Source organism: Streptomyces tirandamycinicus, from assembly GCF_003097515.1.
GTDB lineage: Bacteria > Actinomycetota > Actinomycetes > Streptomycetales > Streptomycetaceae > Streptomyces > Streptomyces tirandamycinicus.
Map to the genome: position 1 here is coordinate 3,571,176 of NZ_CP029188.1, position 18,998 is coordinate 3,590,173.

18 protein-coding genes and 1 riboswitch are annotated in these 18,998 nt (G+C 75.0%); of the genes, 14 read left to right on the forward strand and 4 right to left on the reverse strand.

Going from position 1 to position 18,998, the window contains the following annotated elements; translation table 11 throughout:
- Positions 1–184 precede the first annotated feature (184 nt).
- From DDW44_RS15760 to DDW44_RS15770, 3 genes are read right to left on the reverse strand one after another with little or no spacing between them, the layout of a single operon-like run.
- Entirely contained in the window at positions 185–2,020 is a 1,836-nt protein-coding gene (locus tag DDW44_RS15760; protein ID WP_108906837.1) for a GMC family oxidoreductase, read from the reverse strand.
- Positions 2,017–3,528, reverse strand: a complete 1,512-nt coding sequence (locus DDW44_RS15765) for a hypothetical protein (protein ID WP_108906838.1) — start codon at positions 3,526–3,528, stop codon at positions 2,017–2,019. The genes DDW44_RS15760 and DDW44_RS15765 overlap by 4 nt, the downstream gene beginning before the upstream one ends.
- A complete protein-coding gene (locus DDW44_RS15770; protein WP_108906839.1) occupies positions 3,525–4,211 on the reverse strand; it encodes a FadR/GntR family transcriptional regulator in 687 nt (228 codons plus the stop codon). Before DDW44_RS15770 ends, DDW44_RS15765 begins: the two co-directional genes overlap by 4 nt.
- A gap of 279 nt (positions 4,212–4,490) precedes the next feature.
- Between DDW44_RS15770 and DDW44_RS15775 the strand changes: the two genes are divergently transcribed.
- From DDW44_RS15775 to DDW44_RS15830, 12 genes are all read left to right on the forward strand, one after another.
- The gene (locus DDW44_RS15775; RefSeq protein WP_108906840.1) at positions 4,491–5,366 is read left to right on the forward strand and encodes an alpha/beta fold hydrolase; all 876 of its coding nucleotides are present in this window, start codon (positions 4,491–4,493) and stop codon (positions 5,364–5,366) included.
- 352 nt (positions 5,367–5,718) lie between these two features.
- Entirely contained in the window at positions 5,719–6,816 is a 1,098-nt protein-coding gene (locus tag DDW44_RS15780) for a baeRF3 domain-containing protein (RefSeq protein WP_108906841.1), read from the forward strand.
- Between the two features lie 335 nt (positions 6,817–7,151).
- The gene (dhaK, locus tag DDW44_RS15785; protein ID WP_017948300.1) at positions 7,152–8,144 is read left to right on the forward strand and encodes a dihydroxyacetone kinase subunit DhaK; all 993 of its coding nucleotides are present in this window, start codon (positions 7,152–7,154) and stop codon (positions 8,142–8,144) included.
- A gap of 3 nt (positions 8,145–8,147) precedes the next feature.
- Positions 8,148–8,834: a dihydroxyacetone kinase subunit DhaL gene (gene dhaL / locus DDW44_RS15790; protein ID WP_108906842.1), complete on the forward strand. Its 687-nt coding sequence runs from the start codon at positions 8,148–8,150 to the stop codon at positions 8,832–8,834.
- Entirely contained in the window at positions 8,831–9,235 is a 405-nt protein-coding gene (locus DDW44_RS15795; RefSeq protein WP_017948298.1) for a PTS-dependent dihydroxyacetone kinase phosphotransferase subunit DhaM, read from the forward strand. Before dhaL ends, DDW44_RS15795 begins: the two co-directional genes overlap by 4 nt.
- 17 nt (positions 9,236–9,252) lie before the next feature.
- Positions 9,253–9,472, forward strand: a riboswitch (cobalamin riboswitch).
- 29 nt (positions 9,473–9,501) lie between these two features.
- On the forward strand, positions 9,502–10,194 hold the full coding sequence (locus DDW44_RS15800) for an energy-coupling factor ABC transporter permease (RefSeq protein ID WP_026165350.1): 693 nt from the start codon (positions 9,502–9,504) through the stop codon (positions 10,192–10,194).
- The gene (locus DDW44_RS15805) at positions 10,191–10,595 is read left to right on the forward strand and encodes an energy-coupling factor ABC transporter substrate-binding protein (protein ID WP_108906843.1); all 405 of its coding nucleotides are present in this window, start codon (positions 10,191–10,193) and stop codon (positions 10,593–10,595) included. The genes DDW44_RS15800 and DDW44_RS15805 overlap by 4 nt, the downstream gene beginning before the upstream one ends.
- 6 nt (positions 10,596–10,601) lie before the next feature.
- Entirely contained in the window at positions 10,602–11,351 is a 750-nt protein-coding gene (cbiQ, locus tag DDW44_RS15810; protein WP_108906844.1) for a cobalt ECF transporter T component CbiQ, read from the forward strand.
- The gene (locus tag DDW44_RS15815; RefSeq protein ID WP_027732517.1) at positions 11,348–12,214 is read left to right on the forward strand and encodes an energy-coupling factor ABC transporter ATP-binding protein; all 867 of its coding nucleotides are present in this window, start codon (positions 11,348–11,350) and stop codon (positions 12,212–12,214) included. Before cbiQ ends, DDW44_RS15815 begins: the two co-directional genes overlap by 4 nt.
- A gap of 97 nt (positions 12,215–12,311) precedes the next feature.
- Complete coding sequence (locus tag DDW44_RS15820; RefSeq protein WP_108906845.1) at positions 12,312–14,333, forward strand: NADPH-dependent 2,4-dienoyl-CoA reductase; 2,022 nt, start codon at positions 12,312–12,314, stop codon at positions 14,331–14,333.
- 24 nt (positions 14,334–14,357) lie between these two features.
- Positions 14,358–14,912, forward strand: a complete 555-nt coding sequence (locus DDW44_RS15825) for a PadR family transcriptional regulator (RefSeq protein ID WP_108906846.1) — start codon at positions 14,358–14,360, stop codon at positions 14,910–14,912.
- Between the two features lie 271 nt (positions 14,913–15,183).
- Positions 15,184–16,632: an FAD-dependent oxidoreductase gene (locus tag DDW44_RS15830; protein WP_108906847.1), complete on the forward strand. Its 1,449-nt coding sequence runs from the start codon at positions 15,184–15,186 to the stop codon at positions 16,630–16,632.
- 102 nt (positions 16,633–16,734) lie between these two features.
- Here the strand turns inward: DDW44_RS15830 and DDW44_RS15835 are convergent, their stop codons facing one another.
- Positions 16,735–17,061 carry a helix-turn-helix transcriptional regulator gene (locus DDW44_RS15835; protein WP_018890905.1) on the reverse strand — a complete coding sequence of 109 codons (327 nt, stop codon included), beginning with the start codon at positions 17,059–17,061 and terminating at the stop codon, positions 16,735–16,737.
- Positions 17,062–17,379: 318 nt separating this feature from the next.
- On the opposite strand from DDW44_RS15835, the gene DDW44_RS15840 reads away from it, so the two are divergent.
- Positions 17,380–17,814, forward strand: a complete 435-nt coding sequence (locus tag DDW44_RS15840; protein ID WP_240800620.1) for a universal stress protein — start codon at positions 17,380–17,382, stop codon at positions 17,812–17,814.
- An 87-nt stretch (positions 17,815–17,901) separates the two neighbouring features.
- A complete protein-coding gene (locus tag DDW44_RS15845) occupies positions 17,902–18,972 on the forward strand; it encodes a TerC family protein (protein WP_108906849.1) in 1,071 nt (356 codons plus the stop codon).
- Positions 18,973–18,998 lie beyond the last annotated feature (26 nt).

Here is an 18,998-nt window from a genome sequence, read left to right on the forward strand (position 1 = left end):
CTCCCGATCCCGGACCCGTCACAGATCCACCCGTCACAGATCCACCCGCCATGGAGCCGCCCGTCCCAGCCCCACCCGTAGCCACCCGTAGCCACCCGTCATGGAGTCCTGACCCAGCCCACCACCCGGCCCGCTCCCACCCGGCGAGCACCTCCCGGCCCCCTCCCACCCGGCGGGGGCGCGCTCACCGCTCCAGATGCGCCTCGGTGACGGCCAGCGCGGCGGCCATCACGCTCAGCTGCGGGTTCACCTCGGGGCAGCAGGGCAGCACGGAGGCGTCGGCGATCAGCACGCCCGCCGCGCCCCGCAGCCGCCCGGTGGCGTCCGCCGGGGAGCGCTGCGGATCGGAGCCCGCCGCGACGGTGCCGGTGGGGTGGTACGCGGACAGATGCAGTTCCCGGGGCCCCGCACCGGCGAGGATCGCGTCGAGTCCGGCGAGGTCGCGGGCACGCGGCGCGGTGGGGATGCCGGTGAGGACCTCCCGGGCCCCGGCCGCGAACAGGATCTCCCCCATGGCGCGTACCGCGCGCATCAGCCGGGCGCCGTCCCGCCGGTCCAGGTCGTAGCGCAGCAGGGTGCGATCGCGCCCCAGGACCCGGCCCGAGGGCCGGTCGGCGATCATCGCGCCCAGGGTGGCGAGCCGGTCGGCGCTCTCCAGTTCCCGTCGCAGCTCACGGCCGAGTCCCGGCAGCACGAACGACCCCATGCCGGGTGGGGTCGCCGTCGCCTCGATGAGCACGCCGCCGTCGCGGTGCTCCTCCACGCCGACGCTCTGGAGCACGCCCTCCCAGGCCGTGACGGGCTCGTCGAACCGCCCGGCGACGCTGGTGGCGGGGTGGACGCTGAGGTTGCGCCCCAGTCTCGGATGCCGCCCGAGCCCCGAGCGCCGCAGCAGCGGAGGTGACTGGAGGGTGCCCGCGGCGACGACGACCAGCGGGGCGAGGATCTCGAACTCGCCGCCGTCCTCGCGCCGTACGCGGACTCCCGCGGCGCGGGGTCCGCCGGGGCGGTCCGCGTCCACCAGGACGCGCCGCACCCGGGCCCCGGTGACGATCCGCGCCCCCGCGGCACAGGCATCGGGCAGCACGGAGAGCTGCACGCTCTGCTTGGCCCCGGTCGGGCAGCCGACGACGCACTGGCAGGAGCCCAGGCAGCCGGGCGCGTTGCGCCGCAGCGGAGCGGCCCGCCAGCCGAGGCGCTCGGCCCCGGCGAGGGCGGTCCGGCCGTTGCCGCCGAGTACGTCCAGCGGCTGGGTCGCGACGTTCAGGGTGCGTTCGGTCTCGTCGAGGCAGGGTCCGAGGCGTTCGGCGAGGGCGAACCCGAAGTCCCTGGTCCAGCGTTCGGCGACATGGTCGGGTGTGCGGTAGCAGGTCCCCGAGTTGACCACGGTGGTGCCGCCGACGGCCCGGCCGACGGGCAGCAGCAGCGGGGGGCGGCCCAGGGCGACGCCGGCGCCGCCGCCGCGATACAGCTCGGCGAACCGTTCGAGCGGGGGACGCCCGGCGAAGGAGGCAGTGGAGTGGTGCCGGCCCTCCTCGAGGACGACGACGGCGAGCCCGGCGCGGGCGAGGGTCCTCGCGGCCATGGCGCCGCCCGCGCCGGAGCCGACGACCACGGCGTCGGCGACGGAGCGGTCCGGCCACTCCCCGGCGGGGGTGCAGTCCAGCGGCGGGTCCGTCCGCACCAGCGGCGGGACCCGCGGCGGCCGCTGGAGCATCTGCTCCGTGCCGGCGGCGAGCAGGACGGGCACCTTGAGCACGTCGAGCAGGGGCAGCAGCGCGGGGCGCGCGGCCAGGGAGGCCAGGACGGACTCCCGTTCGCCGGGGGTGAGGGCGGCGAGACCGCGGCCGGTGCGGACGACGGCGTAGGCGCCGGCGGCGAGGGCGGCCGCGCGCACCGCGGCGCGCGCCGGCAGGGGCAGCGAGTCGAGCACGGCGTCCAGCCGTGCGGGCACCCGGGCCGGCCAGCCGTCGGTGCCGTCGTCGCCGATGAGGGAGGCGGCGAGGCCGGTGAGGGTCATCGGGTCCCCACCTCGGCGTGTGCGGTGCCGTCCAGGGTCCACTCGGCCTCGGTACGCCAGCCGCCGAACCACCAGCGCTCCAGCAGGACGTGGGCGCCGGCGCGTTCGCTGTTGCGGCAGACGGCGCGCGAGCCGTCCGGATCGGTGTAGTCGAGTGCGATGGTGCGGTCCTCCGGCTGGGTGACCTCGACCCTGATCCGGCGCAGCCCCGCGCGACCGCTGACGGTCCACACGGGCAGGCCGATGGCGGCGCGGAACCGGCCGAGCCCGGCCCAGCCCACGGCCGACCGCTCCGCCCGCCGCGGCCAGGTGCGGGTGCCGCGGCGCAGGCGCAGGAACACCAGGGGCGGAAGTCGGCGCAGCCCCGGCCGCATGGAGACCGCCGCGACGATCTCCAGTACGTCGCCGCCGCCCAGGTCGGCGTGGAGCCAGGCCCAGCGGCGGGCGTTGCCGTGCCCGTAGATCCGCGCGGAGGCGCCGGGGGCGGCGGTGGGCGTCAGGGTGGTGCCGTCGTACGAGAAGGTCCCGTCGTACGAGGCGCGCGCGGCCGGGAGGATCTGCGCGGCGGGGAGCAGCGGCCTGCGCCAGGACCACCCGGGGAAGGTGAACAGCGGTGCGTCCGCGGCCTGTTCGGCCAGGTCCCAGCGCAGTGCGCCGGCCGAACCGGTCAGCCGTCCGGGCGCGGCCTCGACGCCCGCGGCACGGAAGCCGGCCGCTCCGGGCGTCCAGCCGGCGGGGCCGAAGCGTGCGTGGCGCACCGGCCCGTCCTTCGGGAACACCGCGGCCCAGCCGTGGGCGTACGGCTCGGATCCGTCGGCGGGCGCGACGAGTTCGTGGTGGAGCCAGAGACCGGTGCCGGTCGCCGGGTCGGTGAGCGTCGTGTACCAGACCTCGGTGCGCCCCGGCTCGCCCTGCCAGCGGGGCGCCGTCAGCGTCTCGGCGCTCCCGGTGGCGCGGGGGAAGCGGAAGCTCGCGAGGAAGGGCGGAAGCTGCGTGGCCACGGGGAAGCGCAGGGTGCCCCGGCCCGCCCGCGTACCGTCCTCGTAGAGGGTGAAGGGCAGCACGGTCAGCGAGGCGACCGGTCTGCGCGGGGTGATGGACTTCCAGCCGTCGAGCATGAACCGGCGGCCCTCCGCCGTGAAGGAGATCCGGTAGCGGATGCGGCGCCGGGCGAGCGGGGAGATCTCCAACTCGCCCTCGGCATGCGTGTCGTCGGCCCATCCGGCGACGCGGACGCGGCCGCTCGCCCGGGCGGCGGTCGTGCCGAACGGACGCATGACGCGGTCCGCCGCCACCCGGAGGTCGAGGCGGATGCGGCGGGCGCGGTCCTCGCGTTCGAGCAGGACGGTGCCGAGCATGGTCTCGCCGAACACGGTGCCGCGCCGGCCAGCGCCGCCCGGCGCGCTCCGGGTGGCCGTCGAGGGCACGGCCGTCGCGGTGGCCGCGGCTGCGGCGATGGCACCCGCCGGACCCGCGCCTGCGCCCTCGGCGTTCCCGCCCGTGCTCATGCGAGGCCCTCCAGCATGATCCGTTCGGTTTCGGCGAGGTAGGCCTCGGCGGCCCGCCTCGCGGCGCGCGCGTCACCGGCGCCCACGGCCGTCACCACGGGTTCCAGTCGCGCGTGGGCCGCCTCGGCGTCCGTGAACGGGCCGACGAGCGCGGCGCGCACGGGCAGGTAGGCGTTGAAGAGCGTGTTGGTGAGGAGGCCGTAGACGCGGTTGCCGGTGGCGCGGGCGAGCGCCCGGTGCACCTCGATGTCCGCGAGCTGCACGGCGTCTCCGCTCGCGGCGGCGCGCACCGCCGCCAGCAACGTGCCCAGTTCGGCCCGCTGCTCGGCGGTGGCCCGCACGGCGGCGCGCTCGGCGATCAACGCGCCGACGCTGCGGCGCACTTCGAAGACCTCGTGCACCCAGCGCGCGTCGTGGCTCACGAGCATGGGCAGCAGATCGGCTCCGCCGAGCCGGGCGAAGTCCCTCACCCGGGTGCCCACTCCGTGCCGGGTCTCCAGCAGTCCCGCCTGGACGAGCCGGCCGAAGGCGTGCTTGAGGGTGGTGCGGGTGACGCCGTAGCCGTCGGCCAGGGTGCGTTCCGGTGGCAGATAGCTGCCCGCCGGGTGGCGGCCGGTGAGGATGTCCTCCCGCAGCCGGCCCTCCAGGACGTCGACGATCGTCTCGCGGGGCAGTGTCTTCACGCCGTGCCTCCCGGTGGCTCAGTGGATGAGCCACTGAACCAATGCTCGGCCGCGGAAGTCAACGGGTCTGCGTGAACCGGCCGTCGAGGCTCCGGCTCGGGGCGCCGACCGCGCCGGTGCCTCCAGAATGGTCAGGTGACCGGCGACCGGCGACTCGCCGGGCGGCACCGCAGGACGGCCAGGCACCGCAGGACGGCCAGGGCCGTCCGGCGAACCGATGGGCCGCAGGACCTTCCCGGCAGCCCGCCGGCATGACGACCACTCAGGAGGTACCACCGGATGACCGACCCCGTCGAGCTCGAACTCCCCGTGGACGGCGGGGCGCTGCGCGTCCTCCGGTTCGGTTCGGGGCCGCGCACGGCGGTCGCCGCGCACGGCATCACCGCGTCCGGGATGTCGTTCCGCGGGGTCGCCCGGCATCTGCCCCCGGACTGGTCGCTGTTCGCCCTCGACCTGCGGGGCCGGGGCGGCAGCGCGGACGCCCCGGGGCCGTACGGTCTGGACGCCCACGCCTCCGACCTGTGCGCCGCAGCCGAGCGCTGGGGGGACGGAGCGCCCGTCGCGGTCACGGGCCAGTCGATGGGGGCGTGCGTCGCGCTGCGGGCCGCGGCGCGCCGACCGGAGCTCTTCGACCGGCTGCTGCTGGTCGACGGGGGACTGCCGATCCCGGTCGCGGAGGGGGCCGATCCGGACGCCCTGCTCGACGCGTCGATGGGGCCGATACTGGCCAGGCTGTCCCGGACGTTCCGCACCGACGAGGCGTACGTGGATCTTTTCCGCGCCCATCCCGCCCTCGGACCGGAGTGGAACGACGACATCGAGTCGTACGTCCGCTACGACATCACGGGCCCCGCCGGCGCCCGTCGCTCCCGCGCCCAGGAAGGGCCGGTCCGCCGGGACGGCCGCGAGCTGCTCACCTCGGGTGCGGCCTTCGGCGAGGACCTCACGCGGCTCACGGTGCCCGCGAGGCTGCTCCACGCGCCCCGCGGGATGACGGGGACGGAGCCAGGCATCCTCTCCGCCGAGCTGGTCGAGCGCTGGACGGCCCGGGCGCCCCGGCTGACGGCCGAAGCGGTCCCGGACTGCAACCACTACACGATCCTGATGGGCCCGCGGGCGAGGACGGTCGCCGACCGGCTGGTGACCGCAGTGTGAGGCGACGGGCACCCGCGTGGGTGGGCTGCGCGACGGCGGGCACGCGGGCACCCGGCCTCCGCGCACTCGGGGACCCGGGCACCCGGCGTACTTGGGCACCCGGGCAACCGGGCACACGGGCGCCGTGCGGCGGCACCCCGCACCCCCGCATCCGTACGCGGCGGCCGGCACCCCGACACCCCCCGTACCCGGCGGGCACCCGGGCCCGGCCGCCGCACCGCCGGCCCGCCCCGGTCCTGGTGCCCGCGCAGACGATCGGACTTATGGTGCAAGGAGTCGGTTTCAGCTCGTCGCACTCCGGTGCGGACAGCCCGGCCCTCCAGTGCACGCGTGCTCGGAAAGGGTGGTCCCGATGCACCCAGCCCTCAACTCCGACGACCTGGTCCGGCTGCGCCGGCAGCGGCCCTATCCCGCGGTGTCGGTCCTGATGCCCACACACCGCCGCGAGCCGGACAACGCGCAGGACCCGGTCCGGCTGCGCAATCTGATGGCCGAGGCCAAGGAGCAGCTCAGGGCCGACCCGGCCGTCACCCGCGAGACCCGGATGGACGTGTCCGAGCAGCTCGACCGGGCGCTGGGCGAGATCGACCTGGCGCACGCGGAGGACGGACTCGTGGTCTTCGCGGCTCCGGGTGAGCACGAGGTCTGGACGCTGGGGCGTCCCGTGCCCGAGCGGGTGGTGTTCTCGGACACGTACCTGACCCGCAATCTCGTCTCGGCGCAGGCCGCGGAGCGCCCGTTCTGGGTCCTCGCGGTCGCCTCCGACCGCGCGTCGCTCTGGAGCGGTACGGCGGACCGGGTCACCGAGGACCACGCCGGGCCCTTCCCGATGTCGCGCAGCGCCGAGAACTTCGACGCCGAGCGCCAGGAGCAGATCGGCGACGTGCCGAGCGCCTTCATGGACGAGGCCACCCGGCACTTCCTGCGGGAGGCCGACACGGCGCTCGCCTCGGTGCTCAAGTCGGATCCGCGGCCGCTGTACGTGACCGGCGAACCCGCGGCGCTCGCGCTGCTGGACGACGTCGGCACGGCCGCCAAGGGCCAGGCCGTCCATGTGCCGCGGGGCGGGGTGGCCGGGCGGTCCGCCGACGCGGTCTGGCAGGCGGTGCGCCCGTTCGTCGAGGCGCGCGCCGAGCAGGAGGTCTCCGGCGTGCTGGAGGAGCTGGACCGGGCCAGGGGCAGGCGGGCGTTCGCCGCCGGGGTGGACGAGATCCACCAGAACGTGCAGACGGGCCGGGTCGCGCTGCTCGCCGTGGAGGAGAACTACCGGGAGACCGTGCGGGACACCGGCGGACACCTCCTGCCCGCCGAGCCCGGGGACCTGGACGCGCTGGTCGACGTCGTGGACGAGATCGTCGAGAAGTCCCTGGACACGGGGGCGGATGTGCGCTTCGTACCGGACGGCACCCTTGCGGGGATGGGCGGTATCGCGAGCGCCCTGCGCTACTGATCACCCGACGGGCGGCCGCCGTGCAGCACCGACCACCGCCGGACGCCCGCCGCGCACCGCCACCACCGCCGACCACCGACCACCGCCGGACGGCCGCCCCGCACCCACGGTCGCCCGCCGGACGCCCGTCCCGCACCACCGACCACCCGCCGGACGGCCACCGCCGCGGGACCTCCGGCCGGTCCCGCGGACCATGCCGCCGGATTCGCGGGAGCGCGGTGCCGGGCGGGCCGTTTGCGCCGATACTGGCAGAGGGTGTGCGGCGCGTTCCGCCACGGCCCGCCTGAGAGGACACCGTCCGGAGTGCTCGTCGCCAGTCTCATCAGGAGGTTCCCATGAGGATGCTCATCAACGTCCCCGAGACGGTGGTCGCGGACGGCCTGCGCGGCCTGGCCGCTGCGCATCCCGGGCTGAACGTCGACGTGGAGAACCGGGTCGTGGTCCGGGGCGACGCCCCGGTCGCGGGCAAGGTGGGTTTGGTGTCCGGCGGCGGGTCGGGGCACGAGCCGCTGCACGGCGGGTTCGTGGGGGTCGGGATGCTCTCGGCGGCGTGCCCCGGCGAGGTCTTCACGTCCCCGGTACCGGACCAGATGGCCCGGGCCGCGGCGGCGGTGGACAGCGGGGCGGGTGTGCTCTTCGTGGTGAAGAACTACACCGGCGACGTGCTGAACTTCGACATGGCGCAGGAGCTCGCCGAGGACGAGGGCGTCCAGGTGGCCAAGGTGCTCGTCAACGACGACGTGGCCGTCCAGGACAGCCTGTACACGGCGGGCCGGCGCGGCACGGGCGCCACGCTCTTCGTGGAGAAGATCGCGGGCGCCGCGGCCGAGGAGGGCGCCCCGCTGGAGCGGGTCGAGGCCGTCGCCCGCCGGGTCAACGAGCGGTCGCGCAGCTTCGGTGTCGCGCTCGGCGCCGTCACCACCCCGGCCAAGGGCACCCCGACGTTCGACCTGCCGTCCGGCGAGCTGGAGTTGGGAATCGGCATCCACGGCGAACCCGGCCGTGAACGGCGGCCGATGATGACCTCGCGGGAGATCGCGGACTTCGCCGTGGAGGCGGTCCTCGACGACCTCCGGCCGTCCAGTCCGGTGCTGGCCCTGGTCAACGGCATGGGCGCGACACCGCTGCTGGAGCTGTACGGGTTCAACGCGGAGGTCCACCGGGTGCTGGCCGAGCGCGGTGTGCCGGTGGCCCGGACCCTGGTCGGGAACTACGTCACCTCGCTCGACATGGCGGGCTGCTCGGTGACCCTGTGCGAGGCGGACGAGGAGATCCTGCGGCTGTGGGACGCCCCCGTGGAGACGCCCGCCCTGCGCTGGGGCCGCTGAGCCATGCCCGGCCCGGCCGGCGACGGCGGTGCCGCGTCCGCGGGCCGCGACGACGCGCACAAGGGAGCCGACGTGCCACGAGACGGAGACGCGGTGCTCGACGCGGAGTTCTTCCTCCGCTGGATGAACGCCCTCGCCCAGGCGGTGAACCGGGAGGCGGCGCGGCTCACCGAGCTCGACGCCGCGATCGGGGACGCCGACCACGGGACCAATATGCAGCGGGGTTTCACGGCGGTGACGGCCGCGCTGGAGAAGGACGCGCCGGACACCCCCGGTGCCGTACTGATGCTGACCGGGCGGCAGCTGATCTCGACGGTCGGCGGGGCTTCGGGGCCGCTGTACGGGACGCTGCTGCGGCGCGCGGGCAAGGCCCTCGGCGACGAGGCCGGGGTGTCGCGGGCGCAGCTCGCCGAGGCGCTGCGCGCGGGGATCGCGGCGGTGGCCCAGCTGGGCGGCGCGAAGGCCGGGGACAAGACGATGCTGGACGCGCTGGAGCCGGCGGCGGTGGCGCTGGACGAGTCCTTCGCTGCCGCGCGCGAGGCCGCGGAGGGCGGCGCGGCCGCGACCGTGCCGATGCTGGCGCGCAAGGGCCGCGCGAGCTATCTGGGCGAGCGCAGCGTCGGGCACCAGGATCCGGGGGCGACGTCCTCCGCCCTGCTGATCGGCACCCTCGAGGAGGCCGCGCGATGACCGGCGTGGTCGGGATCGTCCTGGTCTCGCACAGCGCGCAGGTCGCCGCGTCGGTCGCCGACCTCGCCAGGAGGCTGGCCGGCGCGGGCGACGGCGTGCCGGTGGCGGCGGCCGGCGGCACCGCGGACGGCGGCCTCGGCACCAGTTCGGAGCTCACCGCCCGCGCCGCGCACGAGGTGGACCGGGGGGCGGGGGTGGCGGTGCTGGTCGACATCGGCAGCGCCGTGCTGACGGTGAAGGCGCTGCTGGCCGAGGGGGACGAACTCCCGGAGCGGACCAGGCTCGTGGACGCGCCGTTCGTCGAGGGGGCCGTCGCCGCGGTGGTCACGGCGGCCGCCGGGGCCGATCTGGACGCGGTGGTGGCGGCGGCGGAGGAGGCGTACGGCTACCGGAAGGTGTGACCGTACGCATCCGTACGCGGCTTGTGATGCACCTGGTCAACGCACTAGTGTCGCAGGGCCTTGGTGAACGGGAAACCGGTGGAGTACCGGTGCGGCCCTCGCCACTGTGATCGGGAAGTCCGGCTCTCTCCGCAAGGAAGCCACTGGACCGCCGCGGGAGACCGCGGTGTCCGGGAAGGCGGAGCCCGGGCGGCATGACCCGTCAGCCAGGAGACCGGCCAGGGCGCGTTGTCCATCCACGAGGTGCTGGAGAGGTCTCCCAACCCATGCATATAGCCGAGGGGTTTCTGCCCCCTGTGCACGCGGCCGCCTGGGCCGCCGCGTCCGCCCCCTTCGTGATCCACGGTGTACGGGCGCTGACCCGTGAGGTCAGGGCGAACCCCGAGTCCACGCTGCTGCTCGGCGCGTCCGGCGCCTTCACCTTCGTGCTGTCCGCGCTCAAGATCCCTTCCGTGACGGGCAGTTGCTCCCATCCGACCGGAACGGGCCTGGGCGCGATACTGTTCCGGCCGCCGATCATGGCGGTCCTCGGCACGATCACCCTGCTCTTCCAGGCGCTGCTGCTGGCCCACGGGGGACTGACCACGCTCGGCGCGAACGTCTTCTCGCTGGCGATCGTGGGGCCCTGGGCCGGGTTCGGGGTGTACGCGCTGCTGCGGCGGTCCGGGGCGCCGCTGATGGTGGCCGTGTTCCTGGGCGCGTTCACCGCCGACCTGTCCACGTACTGCGTCACCAGCGTGCAGCTGGCGCTGGCGTTCCCCGACCCGGGCAGCGGTGTGGTGGGGGCCCTGGCCAAGTTCGGCGGGATCTTCGCGGTCACCCAGTTCCCGCTGGCGATCAGCGAGGGCCTGCTCACCGTCCTGGTGATGCGGCTGCTGGTGCAGTCGAGCAAGGGTGAGCTGACCCGGCTCGGGGTGCTCCTCCAGGGCGGGGCGAAGAAGGAGGCCGCAGTCCGATGAGCCGCAACGCGAAGATCAACACACTGCTGCTGGCGATCGTGGCCGCGCTGGCGGTGCTGCCGCTCGCACTGGGCCTGGGTGACCACAAGGAGGAGCCCTTCACCGGCGCCGACGGCGAGGCGGAGACCGCGATCACGGAGATCGCCCCGGACTACGAGCCCTGGTTCGCCCCGCTGTACGAACCGCCGTCCGGGGAGGTCGAGTCGGCCCTGTTCGCCCTCCAGGCCGCGCTGGGCGCCGGTGTCCTCGCGTACTACTTCGGGCTGCGCAGGGGCCGACGGCAGGGCGAGGCCCGGGCGGCGGCGCGGGACGGCCGGACGGCTACGCGGGACGGCCGGGCGGCGGACGCCGGTGCGGCCGATTCCGCCGGGACGGCCGATCCCGCCGGCGCGGGCGCGTAGTCCCCGATGCTGCCGATCGACGCGGCGGCGCACGGCAGCCGCTGGCGCGGCCGCCATCCGGGCGAGAAGGCGGCGCTCGGTCTGGGGCTGACGGTCTGCGCCGTCGCGCTGCCGCCGTGGCCGGGTGCCGTCCTGGTGGCCGCGGCCGCCGTCGCGGTGCTGCTCGGACCGGCCGGGGTGGCGCCCCGGCAGCTGTGGCGGGCCTGGCGCATCCCGCTGGGATTCTGCGTCACGGGTGCGGTTCCGCTGCTGTTCGCGGTGGGCGGCCCGGACGGCTTCCTGGCGCTCGCGCCCGACGGGCCCCTGCACGCGGTCCGGCTGCTGCTGCGGACGTCCGCGGCCTCGCTCGGGGTGCTGCTGTTCGCGTTCACCACCCCGATGTCCGACGTGCTGCCCCGGCTGGCCGGGGCGGGGGTGCCGGGGCCGGTGGTGGACGTGGCCCTGGTGATGTACCGGATCGCGTTCCTGCTGCTGGACGCGGTGCGCCGGATCCGCCAGGCGCAGGCCGCCCGGCTCGGTCACACCACCCGGGCGGCGGCCTGGCGGTCCCTCGCGGGGCTCGCCGCCACGGCGTTCGTGCGCGCCTTCGACCGGGCCCAGCGGCTGCAGACGGGGCTCGCCGGGCGCGGTTACGACGGGACGCTCCGGGTCCTGGTGCCGCCCGCGACGGTGTCCGTGCGCTTCCTGGCGGCGACCGCGGGCCTGCTCGCGGGGCTCGTCGCCCTCACCCTCGTACTGGAAAGGTCCGTCCTGTGAGCGGATCCGTGGACGCGAGCGGCGGCGGGGGCGCGGTCCCCCTGGTGGAACTGGCCGGCGCCGGGTTCTCCTACCCGGACGGGCCGCCGGTGCTGCGCGGTGTGGACTTCGCGGTGCCCGCGGGACGGTCGCTGGCGCTGTTGGGCCGCAACGGGAGCGGAAAGACGACCCTGATGCGGCTGCTGAGCGGCGGACTGCGCTGCGGCGAGGGCCGGCTGCTGCTGGACGGCGAGCCGGTGGGCCACGGCCGCGCAGGGCTGACCCGGCTCCGGACGACGGTGCAGCTGGTCGTGCAGGATCCGGACGACCAGCTGTTCGCCGCCTCCGTGGGCCAGGACGTGTCGTTCGGGCCGATGAACCTGGGGCTGCCGGAACCGGAGGTACGGGCCCGGGTCGCCGAGGCGCTCGACGCGCTGGACATCTCGGCGCTGGAGGACCGGCCGACGCATCTGCTGTCGTACGGGCAGCGCAAGCGGGCGGCGATCGCGGGCGCGGTGGCCATGCGGCCGCGGGTGCTGATCCTGGACGAGCCGACGGCCGGGCTCGACCCGCACGGCCAGGAGCGGCTGCTGGCGGTGCTGGAGCGGCTCCGGGAGTCCGGCACGACCGTGGTGATGGCCACGCACGACGTGGACCTGGCGCTGCGCTGGGCCGACGACGCCGCCGTGCTGTCCCCGGCCGGGCTGCGGACCGGGCCGGTCGCGGAGCTGCTGGCGGACCGGGAGCTGCTGGACGCGGCCCGGCTGCGGCGGCCCTGGGCGATGGCGGCCGAGGAGGTGCTGCGGGCCCACGGGCTGCTGGAGGCGGGCCGTCCGGGTCCGCGGACCCCGGAGGAACTGGACCGCTGGGCCGTACCCGCGTAGCGCATCTCACCCGGACCTCGTTGTGCAACTAGTTGCATAACGGGGCCTCCGGCGTCTACAAAAGGGGTCGACGCTTATCGCGCGAGGAGGCGCCCCGATGACCCCGACCCCGTACCCGCATCTGCTCAGCCCGCTCGACCTCGGCTTCACCACACTCCCGAACCGGGTGCTGATGGGCTCGATGCACATCGGCCTGGAGGAGGCCGAGAACGGCTTCGCGCGCATGGCCGCCTTCTACGCCGAGCGCGCCCGCGGCGGCGTCGGGCTGATCGTCACCGGCGGCATCGCCCCCAACGACGCGGGGCGCCCGTACGAGGGCGGTGCCAAACTCACCACCGAGCAGGAGGCCGCGCAGCACCGCACGATCACCGACGCGGTGCACGCGGAGGGCGGCCGGATCGCCATGCAGCTCCTGCACTTCGGCCGCTACGCGTACCACCGGGAGCTGGTGGCGCCGAGCGCGCTGCAGGCCCCCATCAGCCCGTTCGTCCCCCACGCCCTCACCGACGAGGAGGTGGAGCAGACCATCGAGGACTACGTCCGCGCGGCCGGGCTGGCGAAGTCGGCGGGGTACGACGGCGTCGAGATCATGGGCTCCGAGGGCTACCTCGTCAACGAGTTCATCGCGAGCGCCACCAACCACCGGGACGACCGCTGGGGCGGCTCCTACGCGAACCGGACCCGCTTCCCCCGCGAGATCGTCCGCCGTACCCGCGAGCACGTCGGCGACGACTTCATCATCGTCTACCGGCTGTCGATGCTCGACCTCGTGCCCGGCGGCTCCTCGCTCGACGAGGTCGTCGCGCTCGCCAAGGAGATCGAGGCGGCCGGCGCGACCATCATCAACACCGGCATCGGCTGGCACGAGGCCCGGATACCGACCATCGCGACCTCGGTGCCGCGCGCCGCGTACACCTGGGTGACCGAGAAGCTCATGGGCGCGGTGTCCGTACCGCTGGTCACCAGCAACCGGATCAACACGCCGGAGGTCGCGGAGCGGGTGCTCGCCGAGGGCCGCGCGGACATGGTGTCCATGGCACGGCCCTTCCTGGCCGACCCCGATTTCGTCGCCAAGGCCCGCGAGGACCGCGCCGAGACGATCAACACCTGTATCGGCTGCAACCAGGCGTGCCTGGACCACACCTTCAGCGGCAGGATCACCTCCTGCCTGGTCAACCCGCGGGCCTGCCACGAGACCGAGCTGGTGCTCTCCCCCACCCGGCTGCGCAAGCGGCTGGCGGTCGTCGGCGCCGGCCCGGCGGGCCTGGCGTTCTCGGTCTCGGCCGCAGAACGCGGCCACGACGTGACCCTCTTCGACGCGGCCGACGAGATCGGCGGGCAGCTGAACATCGCCAAGCGCATCCCGGGCAAGGAGGAGTTCGAGGAGACGCTGCGCTACTTCCGCACCCAGCTGGAGCTGCGCGGGGTGGAGGTCCGGCTCGGGACCTTCGCCACACCGGACCTGCTGACCGGGTACGACGAGATCGTGGTCGCCACCGGGGTCACGCCGCGCACCCCCGACATCGAGGGCGTCGACCACCCCAGCGTCGTCGGCTACCTCGACGTGCTGCGCGACGGCGCGGAGGTCGGCGAGCGGGTCGCCGTCGTCGGCGCCGGCGGGATCGGCTTCGACGTCGCGGAGTTCCTCACCGACGGCGGCGAGGGCGCGAGCCTCGACCCGGAGACCTACTTCCGGCAGTGGGGCGTGGACACCGGGTACGCCGAGCGGGGCGGGCTGCGGGCCCCGGAGCGGCCGCGGTCCCCGCGCACCGTGCACCTCCTGCAGCGCAAGTCCTCCAAGGTCGGCGCGGGCCTCGGCAAGACGACGGGCTGGATCCACCGCACGGAGCTCAAGCACCGCGGCGTCACGATGGTCGCCGGGGCGGCCTACGACCGGATCGACGACGAGGGCCTGCACATCACCGTCGACGGCACGGCGAGGACGATCCCCGTGGACACGGTGGTGCTGTGCACCGGCCAGGAGCCGAGGCGCGGCCTGTACGACGAGCTGGCCGCCGCGGGCCGCACCGTGCACCTCATCGGCGGCGCCGACGTGGCCGCCGAGCTGGACGCCAAGCGCGCCATCGACCAGGGCACCCGGCTGGCGGCCGGGATCTGACACCGCCTCCCTAGGATGCCGGTCATGTCCCTCCCGCACGCCATCCTCACCGCCCTGCTCGAGAAGCCGTCCTCGGGCCTGGAGCTGACCCGCCGCTTCGACCGGTCCATCGGCTACTTCTGGTCGGCGACGCACCAGCAGATCTACCGCGAACTGGGGAAGCTGGAGGAGGCGGGGCTGATCCGCGCCCTGCCCTCCGCCCAGCCGGCCAGGGGCAGGCGGAAGGAGTACGAGGTACTGCCCGCGGGCCGCGCGGAGCTGACCGGCTGGGTGGGCAGGAGCGAGGACCCCAAACCGGTCCGGGACGCGCTGCTGCTCCGGATGCGAGCGGCGGCGGTCGTGGGCACGGAAGGGCTGGAAGCGGAACTGGGCCGCCATCTGGACCTGCACCGGAGGCAGTTGGCGGAGTACGAGGACATCGAGAGGCGCCACTTCCCGCCGGAGCGGGACGCGGCCGAGGACCGTCTGCGGCATGTGGTGCTGCGCGGCGGGATCGAGCTGGAGCGGTTCTGGATCGGCTGGCTCACGGAGGCGCTGGCGGAGGTCGGGGGGCCGCCGCCGGCGCCCCGGCGGGGGTAGGCGGCGGGCGGCGACAGGCGGCGGCGGGCGACAGGCAGCGGGCGGCGGGCGGCGGGCGGCGGGCGTTCCCCGCCCGCGCCCGTGCCACCAGGCCCGGACGAATCCCTTCAGGGCGTGCGCGAGAGTCCCACCCGCCCTGCGGGCGGACGGAGCTGCTCTCGCGGCACGCATTACCACATCGCGCGCCTGCGGCTCGCTGCCCGTGATCTGCCCCTCGCCGCCGGGGATACTGGTCGGCCATGGCAGGACTCGCTGACCACGAGGGGCGGACATGGTGAACCACGCGCGGGACAAGGGCGGTCGGCGGCCGCACGGGAACGGACGGCACGCCGTCGTGATCGGGGGCAGCCTCGCCGGACTGCTCGCGGCGCATGTGCTGGCCGGCCACGCCGACCGGGTGACCGTCGTGGAGCGCGACCGGATCCCGGACGGCCCGGAGCCGCGTCCCGGCGTCCCGCAGAGCAGGCACGCCCATGTGCTGCTGGAGAGCGGTCAGCTGGCGCTGGACTCGCTGCTGCCCGGGTTCACGGCCGAGCTGCGGGCGGCCGGGGCACCCCGCGTGGGCATGCCCGAGGACATGGTGGCGTGGAGCGGCGGCGCCTGGGTCCGGCGGACGGCCCCGACGACCCATATCCACACCGGCTCCCGGGCCCATCTCGAACACCTGGTGCGCAGGCGTGTGCTGGCCGATCCGGCGATCAGGACCGTCGAGTCCGCCGAGGCGGTCGGGCTCGCCGGCGACGCGTCCCGGGTCCGGGGTGTGCTGCTGCGGGAGCGCGGCGGCACGGGCGGAACCGCGGGCGCCGGCGCGTCGGGGCGGCGGCAGCGGACGCTGCCGGCCGACCTGGTCGTGGACGCCTCCGGGCGCGGTTCGCGCGCCCCGCAGTGGCTGGCGGCGATCGGCGCCGAGCCGCCGGCGGAGGAGACCATCGACACCGGCCAGGCGTACGCCTCGCGCGTCTACCGCGACACCGGCGCCCACCTCGGCACCGAGGCCCTGGCGTACTGGTTCTACCCGAACCCCGCACAGACGTACGCGGGCGGGGTGCTCCCCCTGGAGGACGGCAGCCACCTCGTCGCGCTCGCGGGTCTCCGCGGCCAGGAACCGCCCACGGACGACGCGGGGTTCACCGCTTTCGCCGCGCGCCTGCCCCACCCGTTCCTGCACGAGTGGCTGCTGACCGCCGAGCCGCGGACACCGGTGTACGGCTTCCGGGCGACGGCCAACCTGCGGCGCAGATACGACCGTCCGGGCCGGCGTCCCGCGGGGTTCCTCGCCACCGGCGACGCGCTGTGCACCTTCAACCCGATCTACGGGCAGGGCATGTCGGTCGCCGCGATGAGCGCCGTGGCACTGCGCGACGCCCTCGCCGACCCGCGTCGCAGGCCGACGACCCTGCGGGTGCAGCGGGCGCTCTTCGACGCCTCGCGCCAGGCGTGGGACATCTCCGCGGGCGCCGACCGGGCCATGCCCGGGGCGGTGGGGAACGCCGTCGCCTCCCGGGCCGTGGACCGTCCGGTCGGCTGGTACCTGAACCGTGTCCAGCGGCGGTACGTGGGTGATCCGGCGCTCGTCGGCCCGGTGTTCCGCTCCGTGCTGACGCTCACCGCGCCGCTGAGCGCCCTGTTCGCCCCGAGGGTGGCCCGGGCGGTGCTGTTCGGCCCCGTGGCCCGGCCGCCCGCGGCGCCGCCGATGAGAGCGGAGACGACGGGCGGCTGAGCCGGCGGGGCAGCGCGGACGGCGGGCGGTGATCCGCCGCGGGTACGGGCCGGGTTGGCGGGCGGGCGGCGGCACGCCGGGGCTCAGGGAGCGGGCGGGGGCTCAGGGAGCGGGCCGGGGTTCCTGGGTGTCCTCGCGGTGGAGGAAGGTGTTCAGCAGGTCGCCGACGGGATGGTGGGCCTCGTGGGGGTGGCGCAGGGCGAGGGTGGCGTCGATGGTGTAGCGGTTGCGCCGCCCGACGCGGGTCCGGGTGAGATATCCGGCGCTCTCCAGGTCGGCGACGATGAGCTGGACGGCGCGCTCGGTGATGCCGATGGAGGACGCGACGTCGCGCAGCCGCGCTTCGGGGTCGTCGGCCAGGCACAGCAGGACGCGGGCGTGATTGGTCAGGAACGTCCAGGTGTCACCGCGGGTGGAGGAAACACTCATGGGCTCCACCCTACCCCTTCACCTGAACCCAGATTGGCGAAATTCTTTTCGCGTAAGCGTTGACGTGCTTGGCCGTTCGGGTGACCCTGGAGATGTCGCACCACTTACCCCGAAGGGGTGATGGCCGTGAACCTCCCGCCCCCGCAGCACCGGGCGCCCGCCGTCCCCGTGCCGGAACGCCCGCCCCTCCCGCCGTCTCTCCCACCGTCTCTCCCACCGTCTCTCCCACCGTCCCGCTTCCCCTCTCTGTCACCTTCCCTGCCGCCGTCCCTGCCACCTTCCCTGCCGCCGTCCCTGCCACCTTCCCTGCCGCGGCCGGTGACCGCCGTGCTCACCGACCGCCTCGACGACGTGGCCGTCGCGGACGCCGCCGCCCGCATGGCCGCCGCACTCGGTGTGCCGCTGCTGCTCGTCACGGTGCTGCCGTACTCCCCCGCACCGGGGCCGGGCGCCGGGGCGGACGGTGCGGAGGCGCGGGCGGTGCTGGGCCGGGTGCTGCCGTGCGTCGGCCGCGCCCGCGTCGGGTACATCCCGGCCGTCCACCGCGGCCCCGATGCGCGGGGCGGCAGGCTGCGGGCGGCGACCGGGCTGCTCGCCCTGGCCGCTCGGCACCACTCGCCGGTGGTACTCGCCTCCCGCGGCGGCCCGGCGGGGCTGGACGCCCGCACGCTGATCGAGGCGGCCGCGATACGCGGCGGTCCGGCCGTGCACGCCGTCTCCCCGGCGCCGCGGACACTCCGCACGGCACGCTGACCCCCACCCCGCCCGAAGCGGTCCGGTCGGCACCCGCCGCCGCCTGCCGGGCCGTTCCCCCGGCCACGACGAGGAAGCCCGATCGTCATGAACGACCTGTCGTTCCCGGTTCCGCTGTGGGTATGGGCCGCGGTGACCCTCGGTATCGGTGTGATGCTCGCCGTCGACCTGCTCGCCCACCGCGACAACCACGTGATCGGCTTCCGCGAGGCCGCGGTCTGGAGCGGCGTCTGGATCGCCGCCGGACTGGGCTTCGGCCTGATCCTGCTCGCATGGCAGGACGGCGACGTCGCCACCACCTACTACGCCGGCTATCTGATCGAGAAGGCCCTGTCGGTCGACAACGTCTTCGTCTTCGCGCTGGTCTTCTCCTTCTTCGCCGTGCCGGACGCCTACCAGCACAAGGTCCTCTTCTGGGGCGTCATCGGGGCACTGGCCGCCCGTCTGGTGTTCATCTTCGTCGGCGCGGAGCTGCTGCGGGTGTTCTTCTGGACCGCATACGTCTTCGGTGCGTTCCTGATCTGGACCGGCTGGAAGATGGCCGCCTCCAAGGACGAGGAGGTCCACCCCGACCGCAACCCCGTCGTCCGCCTCGTCCGAAAGGCCGTCCCGACCGATGCCCGGTTCCACGGGGACAGGTTCTTCACCCGCGTCGACGGCCGGCGGGTGGCGACCCTGCTGTTCGTGGTCCTCGTCGCGATCGAGGCCACCGACCTGATCTTCGCCGTCGACTCCGTCGCCGCGATCCTGGCGATCACCACCAACACCTTCCTGGTGTGGACCGCCAACGCGTTCGCCGTCCTGGGCCTGCGCAGCCTGTACTTCTGCCTCGCCGGACTGCTGCGCCGCTTCCGGTACCTGCATTACGGCCTGGCGGTGCTGCTCGCCTTCGCCGGGGTGAAGCTGATCCTGTCCGAGACACCCGTCGGCAAGCTGCCCATCCCCCTCACCCTGGGCGTCATCGCCGCCACGATCACCGTCTCCATCGCCTGGTCCCTGATCGCCACCCGGGACCGGGACGGCGGCGACGCCCACCCCGCCGCGGCACGGAGCACCGCGGGCACGACCGGAACCGCGTCCACCGAGCACCGCCCCGCCCCCGGCGACTCGGGCGCCGAAGCGAGCGGTGTGGATCGACCGCCGTCGAGACCAGGGTGAACCCGAGCGCACCGAGGGCGCCCGGA